The organism is Pelagicoccus enzymogenes, from assembly GCF_014803405.1.
Taxonomy (GTDB): Bacteria; Verrucomicrobiota; Verrucomicrobiia; order Opitutales; family Opitutaceae; genus Pelagicoccus; species Pelagicoccus enzymogenes.
In genome coordinates this window covers 124,378-143,690 of the sequence record NZ_JACYFG010000040.1, presented here as the reverse complement: position 1 = coordinate 143,690, position 19,313 = coordinate 124,378, and the positions used below count along the sequence as shown (strand labels likewise).

Sequence of the window (19,313 nt, the reverse complement as noted above, 5' to 3'; positions counted from 1 at the left end):
CTCTACTGCAACCTCCGATGAAAATGGATCAAGAAACCATCTCCCAGTCCGATACGGACGTCTTCAATGAACGCTGCGCTAAAGCCCGGTGTCGTTGCTGTGACACGGTCGGGCTCAAGCCTGTCCTCGACCTCGGCATGATGCCGCCTTCCGATCGAATCTTGAAGAAGGAACAACTCGATGAAGAGGAGCGTAAGTTCCCGCTCGATGTTGGATTCTGTCCGGACTGCGCGCTGCTGCAAATCCTCGAAACCGTCGATCCGAAGTTCCTCTTCGGGCCGGACTACATGTACTTTTCGTCCTTCTCGCAGTCATGGCTCGACCATTGCCGAGCGAATGCTCTCGACCTGATCGAGAAACGCGGACTGGACGGATCGAGCCTCGTGGTCGAGCTGGCCAGCAACGACGGCTATCTGCTCAAGAACTTTGTCGAGAAGGGCGTACCTGTTCTGGGCATTGATCCGGCTCCCCGTCAAGCGGAGGCGGCCGAGAAGATAGGCGTACCGACGCTCAACGACTTTTTCTCGCTGGAAGTGGCGGAGAAGCTCACGGCTGAGGGCAAGCAGGCGGATGTCATCATCGGCAACAACGTGCTTGCCCACGTGGCGGACACGCATGGCGTGGTGGAAGGCATTGCGAGGTTGTTGAAGCCGACGGGCGTGGTGGCGATCGAAGCGCCGTACGTGCGCGACTTGGTAGACCATTGCGAGTTCGATACGATTTACCACGAGCACCTGTGCTACTTTTCGCTCACTTCTATCGATCACTTGATGCGTCGTCACGGGCTCTACTTGAACGACGCCAAGCGTCTTCCTACCCATGGCGGATCGGTACGCTACTACATCGAAAAGGTGGAGCGTCCTACCGAGAATCTGAAGAAGCTGCTCGCTGAAGAGAAGGAGGTAGGCATTGACAAGCTTCCGTACTATCAGGACTTCGCTTCGCGGGTACAAGTAATCCGCCAGGAGTTGTCGGAACTGGTTGGGAAGCTAAGGGCGGACGGTAAGCGGGTTGCCGCTTACGGCGCGGCTGCCAAGGGCACCATAATGCTGAATGCGGCGGGCCTTAATTCCGAGTCGATCGAATACGTGGTAGATAGAAACGTGCACAAGCACGGCTGGTTTATGCCAGGCGTCCACGTGGAAATCCTCGAGGTAGAGAAGTTGCTCGAAGACCAGCCAGACTACGTGGTGCTGTTGCCGTGGAATTTCTCGGAGGAAATTCTCGAGCAGCAGGCGGAATATAGAAAGCGCGGTGGCAAGTTCATTGTTCCGGTTCCCAGCGTGAGAATTGTCTAATCCCTCCTTTGCTGATGACCCATTCAACAGATACGATTTCCGCTCTCAAGTCCGGACCTAAAACGGAGAAGGGCGTTACCTACTGCCCGAATTGCGAAAGTGGAACGCTCGAAGCCTTTTATGAGGTGAAGAGCATTCCGGTGCACTCGGTTTTGCTGATGCCTTCTCGCGACCATGCCCTCGGCTACCCGCAGCGAGACCTCAAGCTGGGGTTTTGTTCGAGCTGTGGCTTCATATCCAACATGGTATTCGATCCCACCGTCCACGAGTATTCGACTTCGTGCGAAGAGTCGCAGGGCTTCTCTCCGACCTTCACCGCATTTGCCCGTTCGCTGGCCGAGCGCTGGGTCGAGGAGTACGACTTGAAAGGCAAGACGGCTCTCGAGATTGGCTGTGGCAAGGGGGAGTTCCTCGCAATGATGGTGGAGAGCGGAATGGCCAAGGGGATCGGCATCGATCCCGCTTACATACCTGAGCGTCTCGATACGCCGGCAGCCGACAAGCTCGAGTTCATTCAGGATCTTTACGACGAACGTTATACTGAGCTCAAAGCCGACGCGGTCTGCTGTCGTCACACTCTCGAGCATATTTCGCCAACCAGCGCTTTCATGCGTATGGTGAGTCAAAATATCGGAGAGCAGACTGAGACCGTTTTGCTCTTTGAGTTGCCGGACGTCTATCGTGTCCTCAAGGAGGCCGCCTTTTGGGACATCTACTACGAGCACTGCTCGTACTTTACCACTGGGTCTCTAGCCCGCTTGTTTCGCCGGCACGGTTTCCGACCGGTGGAGCTGGATCTCGAGTATGATAAACAGTATATCACCATCGCAGGATATCCTGACGGGGGGCAGCCGTCTCCGCTTATCGAGGGCGAGGACGACCTCGCAACGGTCACTGCCGAGGTCAAGCGCTTCAAAGAGAAATTCCAAAAACTAAGGAGTGACTGGATTTCAAAAGTCGACGCCTTCAAGGCTGAAGGCAAGCGGACCGTGGTATGGGGAGGTGGATCGAAAGCGGTTTCCTTCCTAACCACCTTGGGTCTGAAGGACCAGATCGACTTCGTGGTAGATATCAATCCGCACAAGCATGGAAAGTTCATACCAGGTACGGGCCATGAAGTGCGGGACCCCGAAACGCTTCGAGTGGAAAAGCCCGACTGCGTTATACTAATGAACCCCGTTTACGAAAAGGAGGTAAGCGAGCAGTTGGCAGGCATGGGCTTGAGCCCAGTTATCCTACCAGTCTAGCTCTTCGAGTGTGATGTAAAAAAGCTGTTTAGGCCTCGATGATTTCAGGAGTGAGCCCCATCGAATCGAGCTGGGATTTTATTTCCCCCGAGTAGATAGGGTTCATGACGATCACCACGTCGGGCTTTTCGCTTTGTAGTTGAACTGGGGATACGATCTTTTGCCCCATGCCCGCGAGATGCAGACCCTGCTTGTGTGGGTTGATGTCGACCGCGATGGGGATTCGGTCCCCGATTTGAAGCATGTTCACGAAGCCAACCGTCTTTGCCCCCGCTCCCCAGATAGCCACCTTTTTGCCAGCCTTCTCGAATTCCTCCAAGCGCGCATGCCAAGAACCGATACGCTCCTTCATCTCCGTAGAGAACCGATCGACCAGCCCCGAAAGGTCATTCAGTGGTTCTGGCGTAGCTTGGGAGCTAGCGCCTTCGGAAGAGAGGCGACAGTCGATGCTGAGAAACTGCTTTTCGTAGGTTTCTTCGATTCGGAGAACTTCGAAACCTGCGCTTCCGAAAAGGTTTACGAGAGATTCGCGACTGAAGTAGTTGCAGTGTTCGTATATGATATCCCAGACCGAGAGGCGTTCGAGTATAAGCCTTACATTGGGGACTTCGAAGTAAACGATCGTGTCCGTGTTGCCTCCGACAGTTTTCCGAACCGAGGCCAGGAAGTCGAATGGGTTTTTGATGTGTTCGAGCACGTGTCGGCAGCAGACGAGGTCGCCCGGATGGTCGGTATACTTCTCCCCGTAGAAGTCCTGGACGTACTCGATACGTTCGGCGACTGCGCTATCAACCCGTTCCCCTTCGTAGCTGGGATCGAAGCCGATCCCGGTGTTTTCGCCGCGTTCGCAAAGCAAGGACAGGAAGTGTCCCTTGCCGCAGCCCAATTCCACGACTCTTTTTCCGCGAATCGAATAGGTTTCGATGAGCCGGTCTGCCAATCCCTCTGCGTAAGATTGAAATACGGGAGAGAAGTCGAGCGAGTTGTCATACTTTTGCGAATACTCAAGCCGACTTTCGTCGAAGGAGCGATTCCATATGAAGCCGCATGAGTTGCAGTACGCGAGTTGTAGGTCGCCGCGCCCGCAAGAGCGCGCGGTTTCGATGTCAGGCCATTGCACGCCGATGGAGACTGGCATGCTAGGCAAGGAAAGGAAATCGCGATGATCTCCAGATTGGCAGGCAGGACATTGTTCGCTCATATCGACTTCGTAATTGATAGGACGATCCACCTGCTGTCCATCCAAACTTTTGTATCAGCTTATTTATGACACCGAATTTGAGAAGACCGATGCGTTTAGTCCCATGCTTCTCAGAAAATGGAGGCGCAGCATGGGATGCTGCGGCCTCTTACCAGGAATCAGAGCCAACCAACGAACCTTGTTATGGAATTTGATATGAGTACCCGAACCAGCGCTAGAATCCCTGTCCTCTTTGCAGCTGCTTTTCTTGCGCTATCGCTTAGCAACTCAGTCGAGGGCGCTCCACCTCGTTTGGAGTGGACGAGATTATCAACGACTTCGGGTGATCTGCCTGCAGCTCCGGGCGCCGACCACCAAACCGCTTGTATCGTGGGCGACGTGGACGGTGATGGCGACGACGACTTTTTCATCGCTGACCGGCGTGCCGCCCCATCGCTCTACCTTTATAGAAACACTGAGTCGGGCTGGGTTCGCAGTGTTGTGGACAACGATCAACTAGAGATTGAAGCGGGCGGAGCCGTCGCGGATATAGATGGTGATGGCGACCTTGACTTGGCTCTTGGCCAGGATTGGCGCGGCGGTGACGTTTGGTGGTGGGAAAACCCAGGTCCGGGCGGCGCTGTATCCGGTCGTTGGACGCGCCGCTTGGTCAAGTCTGGCGGACGGCAAGGGCACGACCAAGCGTTTGGTGACTTCGATGGAGACAACCAATTGGAGTTCGTGACTTGGGTCAACATGGAGCAGCGATTAGAGATTTATGAGATTCCGTCGAATCGAAACACCTCTCCTTGGCCCCGCGTAGCAACAATCGCTTTGGAAGGCGAAGGCATCTTCATCGACGACATTAATCGGGATGGCAAAGTCGATATCCTCGCAGCCCAGAGCTGGATCGAGCATGTCAGTGGCAACAATTATCGGAAGAATACGATCGACTCGAGCTATCCCGGGGCCTCAACGCGAATCGTGAGCGGACAGTTCGTGCCCGGTGGCCGTCCCGAAGTCCTTATCGGTGCGGGTGACGCCAATGGACCACTCAACTTCTACCAGTTCATTGGACAGCAATGGGTGAAGACGGAGTTGATGGAAGAAATCGTCCACGGGCATACGCTGCAAGTGGGAGACATCGACGGAGATGGGAATCTGGATTTCTTCACGGCGGAAATGGGTGACCCAGGTCATGGCGTCAACGCGACAGCTTGGATCGCTTGGGGCGATGGCGCGGGCGGTTTCGAGTTCGAGGTTCTGAGCAAGGGAATCGCCAACCACGAATCGAAGCTAGCTGATGTCGATGGCGACGGGGACTGGGACATCATTTCCAAGCCCTTCAATCATGGGGCTCCGAGGTACGACATCTTTATCAACGAGGGGCCGAAGTTCGTTCACACTTTGAACGAGTGGCAGCGTCACCTGATCGATGGTGGCTTGTCTTGGCAGGCCTTGGATGTCCACGCTGGAGATCTCGACGATGACGGAGACTTGGACATCGTCACAGGCGGTTGGTGGTTCCAGAATCCGGGCAGCATAGGGGGCGCTTGGGTGCGAAAAACGATCGGTCCTGACTTAAGAAACGCTGCTTGGCTGCATGATTTCGACAATGATGGCGACTTGGATGTTTTCGGTAGCAACGGGCGTCCCCGTGGAGAGGGCATGGGCTGGTCGCGAAACGACGGAGAGGGAAATTTCAGTTACCTGAGCAATGTGGCGAACGGGGAGGGAAGCGTGATTTTTCAGGGTTCGCTGGGCGCCTCTTTCGATGGCGGAGAAACCTATCAGGTTGTGATGCAGTGGAATGGTGGCGAAGCGGGCGGCACGAACGTCGACGCCTTTACGGTTCCGACAAACAGCATTGCCAGCCAGACCTGGCAAAAGTCGGTCCTTAGCAGCAACTCGCTAGGGGAAGACATGAGCGCCGGCGACATCGATGGCGATGGCGATCTGGACATCTTCCAAGGGAACGCGTGGTTGCGTAACGAGGGCAACGGCACGTCATGGACGCAGTTCGTGATCGCTGATTTTCCCGCAAGCTATGGAACGCCGGATCGGAACGACTTGGTCGACATTGATGGCGATGGCGATTTGGATGCCTATGTCGGGCTATCCGATTTTCCCGGTGATGCAGCGCCTCTGCTTTGGTTGGAATGCCCAGAGGATCCAACCCAGGACTGGACGGTTCACGTCATCGAAGCTGACGTTTTCGGTGGATACAGTATGGATGCTGCCGACGTGGATTTCGATGGGGACATTGATGTCGTGCTCGGGGAGCACAGGGGAGCTACTCGCGCCCTCATTTTCGAGAACGTAGGTTTCGGTTCAAGCTGGTTGATGCACACCATAGACACGGGCGGCGCGGGAATCGATCACCACGGCGGAACGAAGTTCTACGACCTAGACCTCGATGGAGACCTCGATATTGTCTCGATAGGTTGGGACAACGACAAGTTATGGATTTACGAGAATCAGGGTACGGTAGCTGTAGACTTGGAAGCGCCTACTCGTCCTGCGAATGTGACAGTCGAAGCGGTGGTCGGACCGTCGCTGCTTGTCGAGTGGAGCGCCTCTACCGACAACCAGGAGGTTGAGAAATACCTCGTTTACCGAGGCGGTGTCCTGCTGGGCGAAACTGAAAGTCTCTATTTTTTGGATACAGAGGTGAGCGAGGGGGCGAGCTACGCTTATTCCGTGGTTGCAGTCGATGGCAATGGCAACGAGTCGTCGGAATCTTCCGCCGTCAATGGGACGGGAGGACCGGCAATGGAGAACTGGTGGAATACGAGCTGGGCTTACCGGACCTTGGTTGCTGTAGATCCGAATCAGTTCGATCGCGGCGATGCTGTGGTCGACCTTGAGGTTGATTTTACTGCATTGCTAGCCGCTCAAGGCGTACAGGCTTCTATCAAGTCAGATGCTTTGCGCATCGTAGAAGTTGATGAAGTTGGTACTGTCTTGGATGCGAGCGTACCTGTTCAGTTTGACCCAACTGAGAGCTACGATCCGCTTGCAAATGCTCGCGGACGAGTGATTTTCCCGCTTGAGGGCGCGACGCCTTCGGGAACGATACGCTACTTTTTCCTCTACTTTACTCAGTCGTCTGCTTCCGTTTCGCCTTTGGCATTCGATCCTCAAGTAGCGTTGATGGAGGGCGTTCCTGACGAAGGCCAGGACTCCTACAGAATCACGAACCTCACCGGCGAGCTATTCTACCACCCACTGGGTGGAGGCTTCTCAAGTTGGGAAGATATTGAAGGCAACGACTGGATTGACTACCATCCGACAGGACAAGCGAGCGGTAACTATCGTGGCATTCCCAACATGATCTATCCCGAGGATAATTTCCATCCTGGCTCGACGGATTCAACCAGTGTAGTGGAAATCTCGGGACCGCTGAAGACAACGCTTAGAACGATGTCTGATGATGGCGACTGGGAGGCAATTTGGGAAATCTACGGCCGCTTCGCGAAAATGACCATGCTCAAAGCGCCGCGAAGCTATTGGTTCCTCTACGAGGGAGCGCCGGGAGGTAGCTTCGATGCCACGTCAGATTTCGTGGTTCGTTCGAATGGCGTGTCGAACCTCGTTTCCGAGTCATGGCAAAACGACTTGGTCGATGAGGAATGGGTTTACGTCTCGGACCCAGCCCTAGATCGTTCGTTGGTTGTAGCGCATGCTGAGGACGACGACTCTATCGATTCTTACCGACCGTTCGGAGGGGACATGACGGTATTGGGATTTGGGCGGAATATTGGCTTGGAGAGTTACCTCAGCGGCGTGCCGCACACTTTTTACATAGCCTTGGTCGAGGGAACGGAGTTCGCTGGGACGAGCGCGAAAATCAATTCCATCTACAAGCCGCTGTTGGTGAAACTCGCACCGGTCAGCGCCATACAGGATACCGAGGTCCCGTCCGTACCCGGGGCAGTTCGTATTGATGCGATGACGACTAGTACCGTGACCCTTTCTTGGGAGCCATCTTCCGATAATTTGGCCGTCGTGGGGTACAACGTTTATCGTGTGGGTACTTCCAGCCCAATTGGCTTTGTTAATACTGAGTCGTTTACTGACACGGGGCGCAACGCGAACACTGCTTACAGCTACTTCGTGAGGGCTGTTGACGATGGAGGAAATGAATCCGAGTCGTCCGTGGTTGTGAGTGGCACGACCGCTACCGCAGGCGATTTGCCTTCCAAGCCGTCTGGATTGAATGCGGTGAACATCGGTTCAACCGAAGTGGAGCTGAGTTGGAATCCTGCGACGGATAATGTGTCTGTCGCGGGGTATCGCGTGTTCCGCGACGGGAATCTCGTCGGAACGTCTTCAAGTAACGGTTTTACGGATACGGGATTGAATCCAGGAACTCGTTACCAATATCAGGTACAGTCGATTGACGGCGAATTGTATGTTTCCGCTCTTTCCAATTCCTTAAGCCCGACGACTGTTGCGGATACCACGCCTCCAAGCCAACCGATTGGACTTGTTGTCTCGAATGAAACCGAAACGTCGCTCCGCATAGGTTGGAACGAATCGAGCGATAATCATTTGGTCGCGCTGTATCGAGTTTATCGAGACGGTACGCTGATTGGAGATACCGCCTCTGCGTTTTTCCAAGATTTCGGACTTCTGCCGGACTCCACCTATCGCTATACCGTTGAGTCTGTTGATGTTTCCGGAAACGTCTCGTCTCGATCCAATGGAGCCCTAGGCTCGACGGTTTCGGACACCATTTCGCCGAGCGTTCCCGATAGGCTCGCATTGGAGATTCTAAATACCGGTGGCATTCAGCTGACTTGGGCTGTCTCTTCGGACAATGTAGGCGTTGCAGGCTATCAGGTATTCCGCGATGGTTCTTTGCTCGGGGAAGTTGCCGATGCAACCTTTGTGGATGAAACTGTATTGCCGGAGACAGTGTACAGCTATCGCGTTGTGGCGCTTGATCTCTCTGGCAACGCGTCTGGAAGTTCGGATTCGCTTACGTTGCGGACGGTGACTCAGCCAGATCCGGACCTTTGGCTTGGGCTCGATTTTGAAGAAGAGAATGGTGCCTTAGTTTTTGACGTGACCCCGAACGCTCACGATGGAGCGATAACGGACTACGTCGAACGAGTCGAAGATGGAAAGACAGGGCGTGCTCTCGATTTTCTCGGAGGGGGAGGATTCGTTGATATGGGCAACGTCGATATTCCCGGAACGAACATGGCGCTGACCGCATGGATTCTAGCGGATAATTTCGATGTGTCCGACAGTCGAGTGATATCCAAGGCTACGGGACCCGCAGCGAACGATCACTACTGGATGCTTAGCACCATTAACAGCGGCGGAATCAAGTTGCGCATGCGTCTAAAGACCAATGATGGTGGTACTGATACTCTTATCGGCAGTCGGATTCTTGTGCCGGGAGAGTGGATACATGTCGCTGCTACCTATGATGGTGTGAATATGAGGTTGTATGTTAACGGCGAATTGGACGCAGAGCTCTCTAAGTCGGGAACTATTTCGCAAGCGCCAAGCGTGCCCGTCGCGATCGGAAATCAGCCGCAGGGAGATCGTAGTTTCGATGGCTTAATAGATGACGTGCGTATCTACACTCGAGCCTTGGATGAGTTGGATATTGCGGCGGTCATGGCTAGTAGCTCTTCGGTGGTGGGCAATCGCGTTGTCTCAACCCCGTCGACTCCTAGCCAAGTTCAGGCTATCGGTGTCTCTCAAACAGAAGTGAACGTTTCCTGGGAAGCGTCTAGCGATGATGGATTTGTGGCGCTCTACAAGGTTTTCCGAGACGGGGTCGAAATTGGCGAAACCGCTTCAACTTCGTTTCTGGATACGGGACTAGAGCCTGACACCGTTTATGGATACGGTGTTCAGGCTGTTGACAATGACGATTCCGTTTCATCGGTTTCTTCGACAGTCAACGGACAAACCCTGCCCAGTAATCCCAACGTTGTATTGGATGGAGGGTTTGAAGGAGGTTTGGGCAGTTGGAGCTTTTACACGAATGGTTCCGGCGATGCTGATACGAGTAGTCCGGGGTACCTTGGGCAAAACGCGGCCCGAATTCATCTAATCACGGGCGGCTCCAATATCCAGCTTTACCAGAACGATATTCATTTGCTTCCCGATACTCGTTACCGGGTGAGCTTTGCTGCCTACTCAAGCAGCGGTCGCGATCTCAGGCTTTCGCTCTCAAAGCATTCGTCTCCATACTCTAACTACGGAATGAGTCGCGAGTTGTTCGACCTCGGGACGGAATGGCAAAGCTTCTCTTTTGAATTCACGACCTTAGGCTTCGCTGCACCTGTCGAGGACGGTCGGCTTTTCTTCTGGTTTGCAAGTGACGGCAGGGCCGGCGATACGTATTACATAGACAATGTCTCTCTCTCTCCTATTAACGAATCGGGGGGGGGCGACGCAGAAAATCCTTCAGCTCCGAGCAATGTGTCGGTGAGCTTGGAAGCGAATCTGAGCGCGCGATTAACTTGGAGTGCCGCTACTGACAATGTAGGAGTGACGGAGTATCGAGTTTTTCGTGACGGATCGCTCTTAGGAATCGTTTCGACTACGAGCTTCTTGGACAGCGGCTTGTCGCCAGCCGCCCGGTATGAATACTCGGTCGTTGCCTTGGACGCCGCAGGCAATTTGTCGGCTCAATCGGAAAAAGCGGTTTTGTTCACTCCGAGTGTCAATGCTCCGCCAACCGTTCCTTCGAACGTACAGGCATCTGGCAGCTCTACGTCGCAGATTGCGGTATCTTGGGATGCGTCCTCTGATGATGGAACGGTTGTTGAGTACAGGGTCTTACGCGACGGCGCCTTGGTCGGCACTGTTTCCACAACTTCCTTCACCGACAGTGGGCTATCGGCCGGAACGAGTTATGGCTACCAGATTCAGTCTATAGACAATGAAGGAGTCTCTTCTGGTCTGTCTTCAACCGTGAGCGGCGTGACCTTGTCGGATACCATCCCGGGGCCGAGCTCGAGCGTGGTGGAAAACGGTGGTTTCGAGGACGGGATGAGCGATTGGTCGTTCTACACCAGCGGCACTGGTGACGCGAGTCTGTCAAATGATGCTTACAGCGGCTCTCGTGCGGTCGCTCTCTCGTTGGCTACCGCCGCTTCGAATATCCAGCTTTTCCAAAATGGTGTCAGCCTTGAGGCAAATACCCGGTACAGACTTAGTTTCGCAGCGTATTCGAATTCTGGACGCGATTTACGCGTTTCTTTGGCAAAGCACTCTTCGCCTTACACCGTGTATGGCCTGAATCGTGAACGTTTCGATTTAGGGACTGGTTGGTCGATTCATAGTATCGAATTTACCACGACTGGTTTTGGTGGATCGGTGAGCAATGGGCGCTTGTACTTCTGGTTCGCCAGCGACGCTCGGGCAGGTGACGTTTATTACATCGATTCCGTTGTGCTCGCTCCGGTTGTCGAGTCTGGAGGCGATACGGAACCACCGAGCGCTCCTGATGGTTTAGCGGCTAACTTGGTGTCTGGCTCGGAAGTCTCGCTTTCTTGGACTCCTGCGACGGATAATGTAGGTGTTGCCGGTTACCGAGTGTATCAGGGTAATTTACTTTTGGATACGGTTCCGGGAGCTAGTTTCCAGGTCGAAGGGCTCGCGGCAGCCACGACCTACAATTTTTCTGTCGCCGCCATTGACGCGGCCCAAAACGAGTCTCTTCGCTCTAGTAGCGTGTTGGTGGAAACTCCTGCCCTCAATGCGGCGCCTTCGACTCCTACCGGAGTAAGCGCGAGCGGTGTGTCGGTGAGTGAGATTGACGTTGCTTGGAATGCGTCAAGCGACGATGGAACGGTGGTCGAGTACAAGGTATTTCGCGATGGGAACGAAGTGGGCGTGAGTTCGGGGCTTTCTTTCAGGGACCATGGACTTGAGCCCGGGAACAGCTATGATTACACGGTATTGGCTGTCGACGATACGAATTTGAGTTCGAATCAGTCTAGTCCAGTCACGGGTAGTACTTTAGTGGATACTTCCAGTCCGAGCGTTCCTTCCGGCCTAAGTGGTTCAGCTCCGGCGACCGGAGGGATCGGTTTGAGCTGGAATCCATCGACGGACAATGTAGGGGTCGCTGGCTATCTCGTGTTCAGGAACGGAACGCCGATCGGCGAGGTTGCGGGAACCAGTTTGTTTGACAGTCTTGTGGTGGCGGGGACGAGCTACGAGTATCGGGTGCTAGCCTTCGATGAGGCTGGGAACGAGTCCAGTTTGTCTGCGCCCGAAAGCGTTCAGGCGGCTGGCGCGGTTTCGGTCGATCCTGATCTTTGGTTGGGTATGGGATTCGAAGAGGGAACTGGCGCTTTGGTTTTTGATGTTTCTCCGAATCAAAATGATGGGCTGTTAGACAACTCGGTCGTTCGAGTAGAGCAAGGGCGCTTTGGTGAAGCTCTAGGGTTCTCGGGCTCGGGCGGATTCGTAGACTTGGAGAACTTGGATATTCCCGGCAATTCGCTGACGATCGCATCTTGGATCTATGCGGATTCATTTGCTATCCATGATGCCCGAGTGGTTTCGAAGGCGGTAGGGGTCAACGAGGACGATCACTTCTGGATGCTTAGTACGATTGGAAGTGGAGGAAATAAATTGCGGTTCCGTTTGAAGACAGATGGAGGCGTTACGCAGACCTTGGTCGGTAACTCTGTTCTGCCGATAAACACGTGGATACATGTAGCCGCGACCTTCGACGGTTCGGAGATGAGGGTGTACGTGAATGGTCAACTGGATGGAACGCTTTCTCACGCTGGCTCGATCGCATTGGACAGCAGTGTTCCAGCGGTGATCGGCGACCAGCCGCAGGGCGGGCGCAGTTTCGATGGGCGGATCGATGACCTACGAATCTACAGGCGAGCTCTCTCCGCTTCCGAGCTGCAGCAAGCGTTGAACGGACCAATTGCTCCCGTCGGTGTTTCCGATTCGGAAGCGCCGTCCGTACCGGAGGGCTTGGCTGCAACGTCGACCTCTGCGACGGAAATCGACCTCTCTTGGCAGGAGTCTACCGACAACGTTGGAGTCCTGGGGTATCTCGTTTATCGAGACGGCGAGAATATTGGTCAGTCTATCGTGAGCTCCTTTAGCGATAGCGGTTTGAATCCATCGACTGAATACGATTACCAAGTTTCAGCTTTTGACTTAGCCAGCAACGAGTCGGCGCTTTCGGCTTCCGTATCGGAGACGACCGGATCGGGTGCGGGGAATGCGTTGCTGAATGGGCATTTTGATTCGGATTTGAGCGATTGGTCTTTTTACACCAACACAGTGGGCGAGGCAGTCGTCGACTCCAACGGTTATGGAGGCTCAGTAGGGGCCGCCAAAATTGTTATAACGCAGGCCGGAAGCAATATTCAGCTTTTCCAGAACGGGGTGAGTTTGAAACCGAATGCGAACTACCAACTGCGCTTCGTCGCGTATTCCAACTCCGGTCGTGATTTGCGCATATCGTTGTCGAAGCACTCGAGTCCGTACACGAACTACGGCTTAAACCGCGTGCGCTTCGATTTGTCGACCGGTTGGCAAGAGTTCGCGTTTGAATTCCAAACGGAAAATTTCAGTTCGATGGTCAGCAATGGTAGGTTTTACTTCTGGTTCTCGAGCGATGCGCGTGCCGGAGATGTCTACTGGATAGACGCTGTTGAATTGATTGAACTGTAGGATCTAAGCTTGCTTGGATACGGTGCTTTCCGGTCGTTTTCGCTGCATGCCAGCGGAGTTTTCGCTAGGGCATGGTAGTTCGCCTGATGCGGGTTTGGGGGTTAGCTTCAGGTGCGTCCTTACCCCCAGAAAAATCTTGTAAAAACGATGGCTGAGAAGCACTTTTTTAGGTGAACTGACTCTTTCGTTTACAATTCTTGGCTCTATTGAAATTCCTCTATTCAACTGCGTGTTGGCGGCGAAGATTGTTTGTTTGACGCGGTCTGATGGAGGGGGAGCAAGGGGGCTTTGGATCGCCGATGATCGGGTTGAAGACCACGAATGCCGAATGGCCGACGTCGATTTTTGCAACAGCCGAAATTGCCGGTAGCTCCGATGGCGAAAATTGAATGACTTAGCGTTTTGAGGTTGTCAGAGGCATATCAGGAGGAGGCTTCCCATTCCTTGGTTTTGGAAGATAACTCCAGCGAACCGGCGAGCAAATTTAGTTTCGGCGGTTGGTTGCTTGGGGGCATGGTGGCCTATGGCATGTTCGGCCAATTGGCGGCGGTGCTCGCGTCTGCGGGATTGGGGGTTAGTTCTCGACTGGTCACCGTGCCTTCTCGCGCTCTCTTGCTGGGAATGGCTTTGGCGTCGTTGATCGTTCTGCTCTTCCGCCCCGGTCGAGCGGTTTTGAGCAGTGCCTTGATTGCGTATGGGCTTTTCTGGCTTGCGTTTGGTTCTCGCATTTTGATGGAAGCGGCGACTCGAGTTGATGTGGTGGTGGAGACGGGGCGATTCACATTGCAGTTCATTGTCACCATGACTTTGGGAGGGGTGCTTATTCCATCGCTTGCGGTTATCCTGAATGGGTGCTGGGAGAAGCATCGCTTTATCAGGAATACCAGTTTCTTTCTCGCTTTGGGGTCGGGGATCACGACCGTGATTTTTTACGGTAATCGTTTTACCAATTTCGAGAACCGCATGTCTGCGGGTGACACCGAAGGAGGCGTGCAAACGATCAATTCGATACCGATTGGATACTTGGGCGCTTCTCTGGTGATTTTCGCGGCATATTATGTCGTTTGCCTGAGGCAGCGAGGGTTTTGGCGCTGGATTCCGACTATCGTTGCGGGTGGTTTGGGTCTCTTTTTGTTGGTCGGGAGCGCCTCCCGCGGTCCAATCTTGGGTGCGGCAGTGACCTTGTTGTTTTTCTTCGCGGCTCAGGCGAGACGGTTGGATTTTAGGGGAGTGAGCTTCCTGCTGGTTGGCGGAATTGTCGGTGTGACTGGATTGGTGATGCTCGCTCAGTTCACCGGCAGTGCGGTTATTAATCGTATTATGGGCATTGGATACGCTGTCGCGACCAATAGCGAGGGAGCTGCGCGTGTCAATTTGTACGAGATGGCTGCAGAGGAAATTGCAGCGTCGCCGATAGTGGGAAGTAGCCTTACCTTGCGTGCTGATGATGGTACGGACATGTACCCTCACAACTTATTTATCGAATCGATGCTAGCTACTGGTTTGGCGGGAACGATTCCGTTAACCTATGTGCTTTTCTATGCCTTCAAGTGCGCATGGACGATATTGTTGAATCGCGCTGAACTGGGGTGGGTGTCACTTTTGTTCATGCTTTATTTTATGTACCAGATGGTGGGTGGAGCGATTTATTCGAGTGGCCAGTTTTGGATTGGAACGGCTACTGTGATATCTTGCGGGACTTGGATACGGCGGAACAACTATGAACTTCCAGACTAGCTATGGCAGGGGATTTGTACAAAAGAAAGAGCGTTGGAATCGGTAATGTCAATATGCGCTATTCGGTAGCGTTTTTGGCTGAACTGGGGGATCTTATATTGTGATTAACTTTCGTAGGAATGTAGTTTTAAAGAAGGCATGGCGTTACGGCTCGGCGTTTCCGCGAGCGTGGCGCCTGATGGGAGTAAGTGGGGAATTATACAAGGCGGATGCTCCGGTTTTGGTGAACTCTGTTCCCAAGAGCGGTACCTATTTGTTGCAAAAGATATTGGGTGTTGTAGACGGCAAACGGGATTGGGGCAATTTCCTGGCTTCGCAACCCTCTTACAGCTCGCGGGTGCGTGATGGCGCTCAAATGGCGTCGCGGGCATCAAGGATGGTCCCGGGCGAGCTTGTTTGCGGCCACTTGCACTTCAGCAAGGAAAGCAAGGAGGCGCTGGAGCGATTGAATGCTGTGCACTTCTTGATATATCGAGATCCTAGAGATGTAGCGATATCTGAGGCTCACTATCTTGGAGAGATGAATCGTTGGCACTATATGCACAGGACGTTCAAGCCCTTGAGCGAAAGCGAGCGAATCGCATTGTCTATCAGGGGGAACGAAAGCGCTGGCGGCGGCTACCCGGACATTGGCAAGCGCTATGCGGCATTCTTAGGTTGGATCGAGGATCCGGAGGTCTATTCGGTTTCCTACGAACGTCTTGTCTCGGATGAACGGGCGCTTGAGTTTCGCAAGGTGTTCGAGTTCCTGTCGCAGAAGACGGGCCAGGCCCTCGAGATCGATAGTCTTGTACAGCGAGCTCTAGAAGCGGTGCAGCCCAAGCGTTCCCACACCTTTCGGCGTGGAGGAAGTGGTGGTTGGAGGGCTGACTTGGATGAGGCGGCCAAACGGGATTTTAAAGCGGTGGCCGGTGACCTGTTGATTAGGCTAGGGTATGAAGACTCAACGGATTGGTGAAGGGATTGAAGCGTATGAGGATAATGGTACACGACTATGCAGGGCACCCGTTTGTGGTAAGCCTAAGTCAGGAGCTGGCAAGTCGAGGACACGAGGTGACGCACAGCTTCGCGAGTGACCTGCTCACGCCTCGTGGCGTTTTAAAAAGATCGGATGGCGATCCGGAAACGCTTCGTTTTCGAGAGATTCGGATGAATCCTAATTATCGACGCGACAAGTATAAGTTCGTGCGTCGCCGTCGCTACGAATGCGAGTATGGACGAGAGCTGGAGAAGGCGATCGCAGAAATCAAACCTGATGTTGTTTTAAGCGGGCAAACACCGTCTGAACCGCAACTGGTGGCGGCCAAGGCGTGTCGCCGCATGCAAATCGCCTTCGTTACCTGGGTGCAGGATTTCTATTCGATCGCTGTCAGGAAATTGGCTTCCAAGAAATCGAGTGTGCTCGGCTTCTTGGCTGGCAGCTACTACACGCGTATCGACAGGCGTTTTTTCTCCTACAGCGATCATATCGTATCCATAAGCGATGACTTTATTCCGATACTGAAGCAGTATGGAGTGCCGGAGAGTAAGGTTACCACGATTGAGAATTGGGGCGCGTTGGCGGGCATTCCCTTGCGCGATAAGGATAATCCTTGGTCGAGGCGAATGGGGCTTTCGGACAGTCGTGTATTGATGTACAGCGGGACCTTGGCAATGAAGCATAATCCAGAGCCGCTTCTTGATTTAGCCAAGCAGCTCGAAGCTGACGTTTCAGCCAAGATCGTGGTAATCGCCGAAGGGCCAGGGGCGGATTACTTGAGTTCGGAAGTAAGCAAGAGAGGTGTTGGCAATATCATCATCATGCCTTTTCAGCCATTCGAGGACTTGCCTGATATTCTGGGGACGGCGAACGTGTTTCTCGCGATGTTGGAACCCGAGGCAGGCATATTTTCGGTGCCGTCGAAAGTGCTCTCCTATCTTTGCGCGGGTAAGCCTACTGTTGCCGCAATGCCAGAAGAAAACCTTAGCGCTCGCATTCTGGTGAAGCAGGGGGCGGGGATCGTCGTTCCTCCAGGGGATAGCGAACGCTTTGTGGCTGCGGCTATGGAATTGCTCAAGGATGACGATCGCCGAATCTCCATGGGGCGAAAGGCTCGGGAGTATGCGGAAAGTCGATTTGAAATTGGAGGTGTTTGCGATCGATTCGAAGCTGTTTTTCGGATTGTTTCTTTCGAACGTTCCTTAAAGGGAAGCGCGCCGCAGCGTGAAGCCGCTGTATTGAAATAACTAGGGGCGTGGAGATTCGAGTAAGTATAGAAAACAGAATGGGATCCGTGTTGAAGGATCTTTGAGGCATGTCGAAAGAAGTTGAAAAGGGCGGAGAAACCGCTTCCAGGAAAAGAGGCGTAATATACGTTGTTGCAGGCAGTCGTAGTTATATGGGAGAGCTTGTGAGCTCGCTGAGCAGCCTGCGCCGCCACGAGCCAGACTTGCCGGTCGTTGTTTATACTAATTTCTCGGTTCCGGCCAAATTTAAGGTCGAGGTTCAAGCCTTGGACGACTACGATAATCCGCATAAGCATAAGGTCTCGTCCATCAGGCGGTCCCCGTTTGAGGAAACTTTGTTTTTAGATACGGATACAGAGATAAGAGGTTCTTTGGCTCCTTTGTTTTCAGAGCTTGAGGGGAAAGACTTTTGCGCCGCCAACGCTCATGAGGCAGACTATTTGGTCCGCCCTCCTCGGTTCATTGCCATGATAAAGGAAGCGACTTTCAATACGGGTGTTCTGCTTTATCGGAAGTCTGAGGCGAGCGAACGTTTTCTGGAAAAATGGGAGCGCGCAGTAGTGAGTCATGACTCGAGCCAGATGTGGGCTGGGCATTACGGCGACCAGTACTTTTTTAACGACCTGATCGCCAAGGGAGCTTGCGAAGAATGCGGCTTGCGTTGGGGAACGGTTGAGAATTGGCGTTGGAATCTGAGAAGTATCGCCAAGCCGCAAGTGATATCGGAAGGAAAGTGGGCCGAAGTTAGCATCATGCATGAACGGACGAATGGCATGAAGATACGCAAGTTGATGTTTGCCCTCACTGACTATGCAACCATTCGGGTGATGTTGGAGAAAGCCTGGCGTCAAACGAGAAAGCTCCTTACTGGAAAGGTCGAGGGCGAGCGTCCTTTGCCATGAACCCATTAGCTGGATACAACATTTAAAATAATCGATGAAAGTGGAGTCTGCGCCTGATATAGCAGTGGTTATTGCAACCTATGCCCCCAATGAATTGCTCGAGCGCACTTTGGAAACCCTTTCCGCGTGCGAGATTCCTGATACACTCAGGCGAGTGATTATCGCCGAGAATGGACCCGAGGAGGTGGGGCGCGAGATTGCTAAGAAGTTTGTCGATCGGTTGCCGGTCGAACATCATTTCTTCCCGAACGCCAAGAAGTGTGGCGCCTTGAACAAGTCGCTCGATTTGTTGGGTGATGAGTTGATCGTCTATTTTGACGATGACGTAAGAATAAGCAGAGGCACCTTGAAGGCTTACGCGAAAGCGGCGGAGGGAATGAGCAAGGGCGCCTTTTTTGGAGGCCAGTGTTGTGTTGACTACGATGAACCTCCAGAAGATTGGATTGTTAAGTTTCTCCCGGCTGCCGCCGTCGGATGGGCTCCATCGAGCGGTTTCACAGAGATGAAGGAATCCGGCGCTTTGGGTTTCAATTGGGCAGCGTTCGCTAGCGATTTGCGAGCTGCGGGCGGTTACGATGAGCGTTGCGGCCCCGGTACGGCTGCGAATTCTGACGAGATGAACATCCAGAACGAGATGTTGAGGAAAGGCGTGAAGGGGTACTACTTGCCGGAGGCGCTGGTTTGGCATTACGTTCCGCGGTCGCGGAGCTCGGTCGCATGGTTGCTCGACTACAAGCGAAAAGATGGGATGGGAAAGGGGATCGCAGCCGCGGACGAAGGCGGGCTGTTCTGCTTGAAGCAGAAGTATGGCAGTTGGGCGAAGCTGCAGCTCTGTCGGCTATTGCTCATGGTTCCCTCTGGGATCTTGTCGCGTGATCTGCGATTCCACAGCCAGATCAAGGTACAGAGATTGGAAGGAAAGCTTGAGGGGATTCGACTTGTCGAAGGGGGAATGAAGAAGCGGGCTGTGCCTCCGAATGTGGATAAGGCCTTAGCTGATTAGCGTGGTCGCGACCTTTCTATTCTTCCGGTTCGACCGCTGCTT

Annotated in this window: 9 protein-coding genes; 8 read left to right on the top strand and 1 reads right to left on the bottom strand. The window is 53.6% G+C overall.

Annotated elements, in window-relative coordinates:
* Nucleotides 1-23 precede the first annotated feature (23 nt).
* Both IEN85_RS16955 and IEN85_RS16950 read left to right on the top strand, forming a co-directional pair.
* Nucleotides 24-1,298, top strand: a complete 1,275-nt coding sequence (locus tag IEN85_RS16955; RefSeq protein ID WP_191618294.1) for a class I SAM-dependent methyltransferase — start codon at nucleotides 24-26, stop codon at nucleotides 1,296-1,298.
* 14 nt (nucleotides 1,299-1,312) lie between these two features.
* Nucleotides 1,313-2,545: a class I SAM-dependent methyltransferase gene (locus IEN85_RS16950; RefSeq protein ID WP_191618293.1), complete on the top strand. Its 1,233-nt coding sequence runs from the start codon at nucleotides 1,313-1,315 to the stop codon at nucleotides 2,543-2,545.
* Nucleotides 2,546-2,573: 28 nt separating this feature from the next.
* Here IEN85_RS16950 and IEN85_RS16945 read toward each other — a convergent pair whose 3' ends face one another.
* Complete coding sequence (locus IEN85_RS16945; protein ID WP_191618292.1) at nucleotides 2,574-3,683, bottom strand: class I SAM-dependent methyltransferase; 1,110 nt, start codon at nucleotides 3,681-3,683, stop codon at nucleotides 2,574-2,576.
* A gap of 258 nt (nucleotides 3,684-3,941) precedes the next feature.
* Here IEN85_RS16945 and IEN85_RS16940 point away from each other — a divergent pair, with 258 nt between their 5' ends.
* The 6 genes from IEN85_RS16940 to IEN85_RS16915 all read left to right on the top strand — a co-directional run bounded on the left by IEN85_RS16940 (nucleotide 3,942) and on the right by IEN85_RS16915 (nucleotide 19,271).
* The gene (locus IEN85_RS16940; protein WP_191618291.1) at nucleotides 3,942-13,403 is read left to right on the top strand and encodes a fibronectin type III domain-containing protein; all 9,462 of its coding nucleotides are present in this window, start codon (nucleotides 3,942-3,944) and stop codon (nucleotides 13,401-13,403) included.
* Between the two features lie 450 nt (nucleotides 13,404-13,853).
* Nucleotides 13,854-15,140, top strand: coding sequence for an O-antigen ligase family protein (locus IEN85_RS16935; protein ID WP_191618290.1), 1,287 nt, complete (start codon nucleotides 13,854-13,856; stop codon nucleotides 15,138-15,140).
* Nucleotides 15,141-15,318: 178 nt separating this feature from the next.
* The gene (locus IEN85_RS16930; protein WP_224772712.1) at nucleotides 15,319-16,098 is read left to right on the top strand and encodes a sulfotransferase domain-containing protein; all 780 of its coding nucleotides are present in this window, start codon (nucleotides 15,319-15,321) and stop codon (nucleotides 16,096-16,098) included.
* A 14-nt stretch (nucleotides 16,099-16,112) separates the two neighbouring features.
* The gene (locus tag IEN85_RS16925) at nucleotides 16,113-17,366 is read left to right on the top strand and encodes a glycosyltransferase family 4 protein (RefSeq protein ID WP_224772696.1); all 1,254 of its coding nucleotides are present in this window, start codon (nucleotides 16,113-16,115) and stop codon (nucleotides 17,364-17,366) included.
* 68 nt (nucleotides 17,367-17,434) lie between these two features.
* The gene (locus IEN85_RS16920) at nucleotides 17,435-18,268 is read left to right on the top strand and encodes a putative nucleotide-diphospho-sugar transferase (protein WP_191618287.1); all 834 of its coding nucleotides are present in this window, start codon (nucleotides 17,435-17,437) and stop codon (nucleotides 18,266-18,268) included.
* A 34-nt stretch (nucleotides 18,269-18,302) separates the two neighbouring features.
* Nucleotides 18,303-19,271, top strand: a complete 969-nt coding sequence (locus IEN85_RS16915; protein WP_191618286.1) for a glycosyltransferase family 2 protein — start codon at nucleotides 18,303-18,305, stop codon at nucleotides 19,269-19,271.
* The last annotated feature ends 42 nt before the right edge of the window (nucleotides 19,272-19,313 follow it).

Coding starts and splice junctions, on each gene's coding strand:
- IEN85_RS16955 (WP_191618294.1), top strand. CDS start 24: ATGGATCAAGAAACCATCTCCCAGTCCGATACGGACGTCTTCAATGAA.
- IEN85_RS16950 (WP_191618293.1), top strand. CDS start 1,313: ATGACCCATTCAACAGATACGATTTCCGCTCTCAAGTCCGGACCTAAA.
- IEN85_RS16945 (WP_191618292.1), bottom strand. CDS start 3,683: ATGCCAGTCTCCATCGGCGTGCAATGGCCTGACATCGAAACCGCGCGC.
- IEN85_RS16940 (WP_191618291.1), top strand. CDS start 3,942: ATGAGTACCCGAACCAGCGCTAGAATCCCTGTCCTCTTTGCAGCTGCT.
- IEN85_RS16930 (WP_224772712.1), top strand. CDS start 15,319: ATGGGAGTAAGTGGGGAATTATACAAGGCGGATGCTCCGGTTTTGGTG.
- IEN85_RS16925 (WP_224772696.1), top strand. CDS start 16,113: ATGAGGATAATGGTACACGACTATGCAGGGCACCCGTTTGTGGTAAGC.
- IEN85_RS16920 (WP_191618287.1), top strand. CDS start 17,435: ATGTCGAAAGAAGTTGAAAAGGGCGGAGAAACCGCTTCCAGGAAAAGA.
- IEN85_RS16915 (WP_191618286.1), top strand. CDS start 18,303: ATGAAAGTGGAGTCTGCGCCTGATATAGCAGTGGTTATTGCAACCTAT.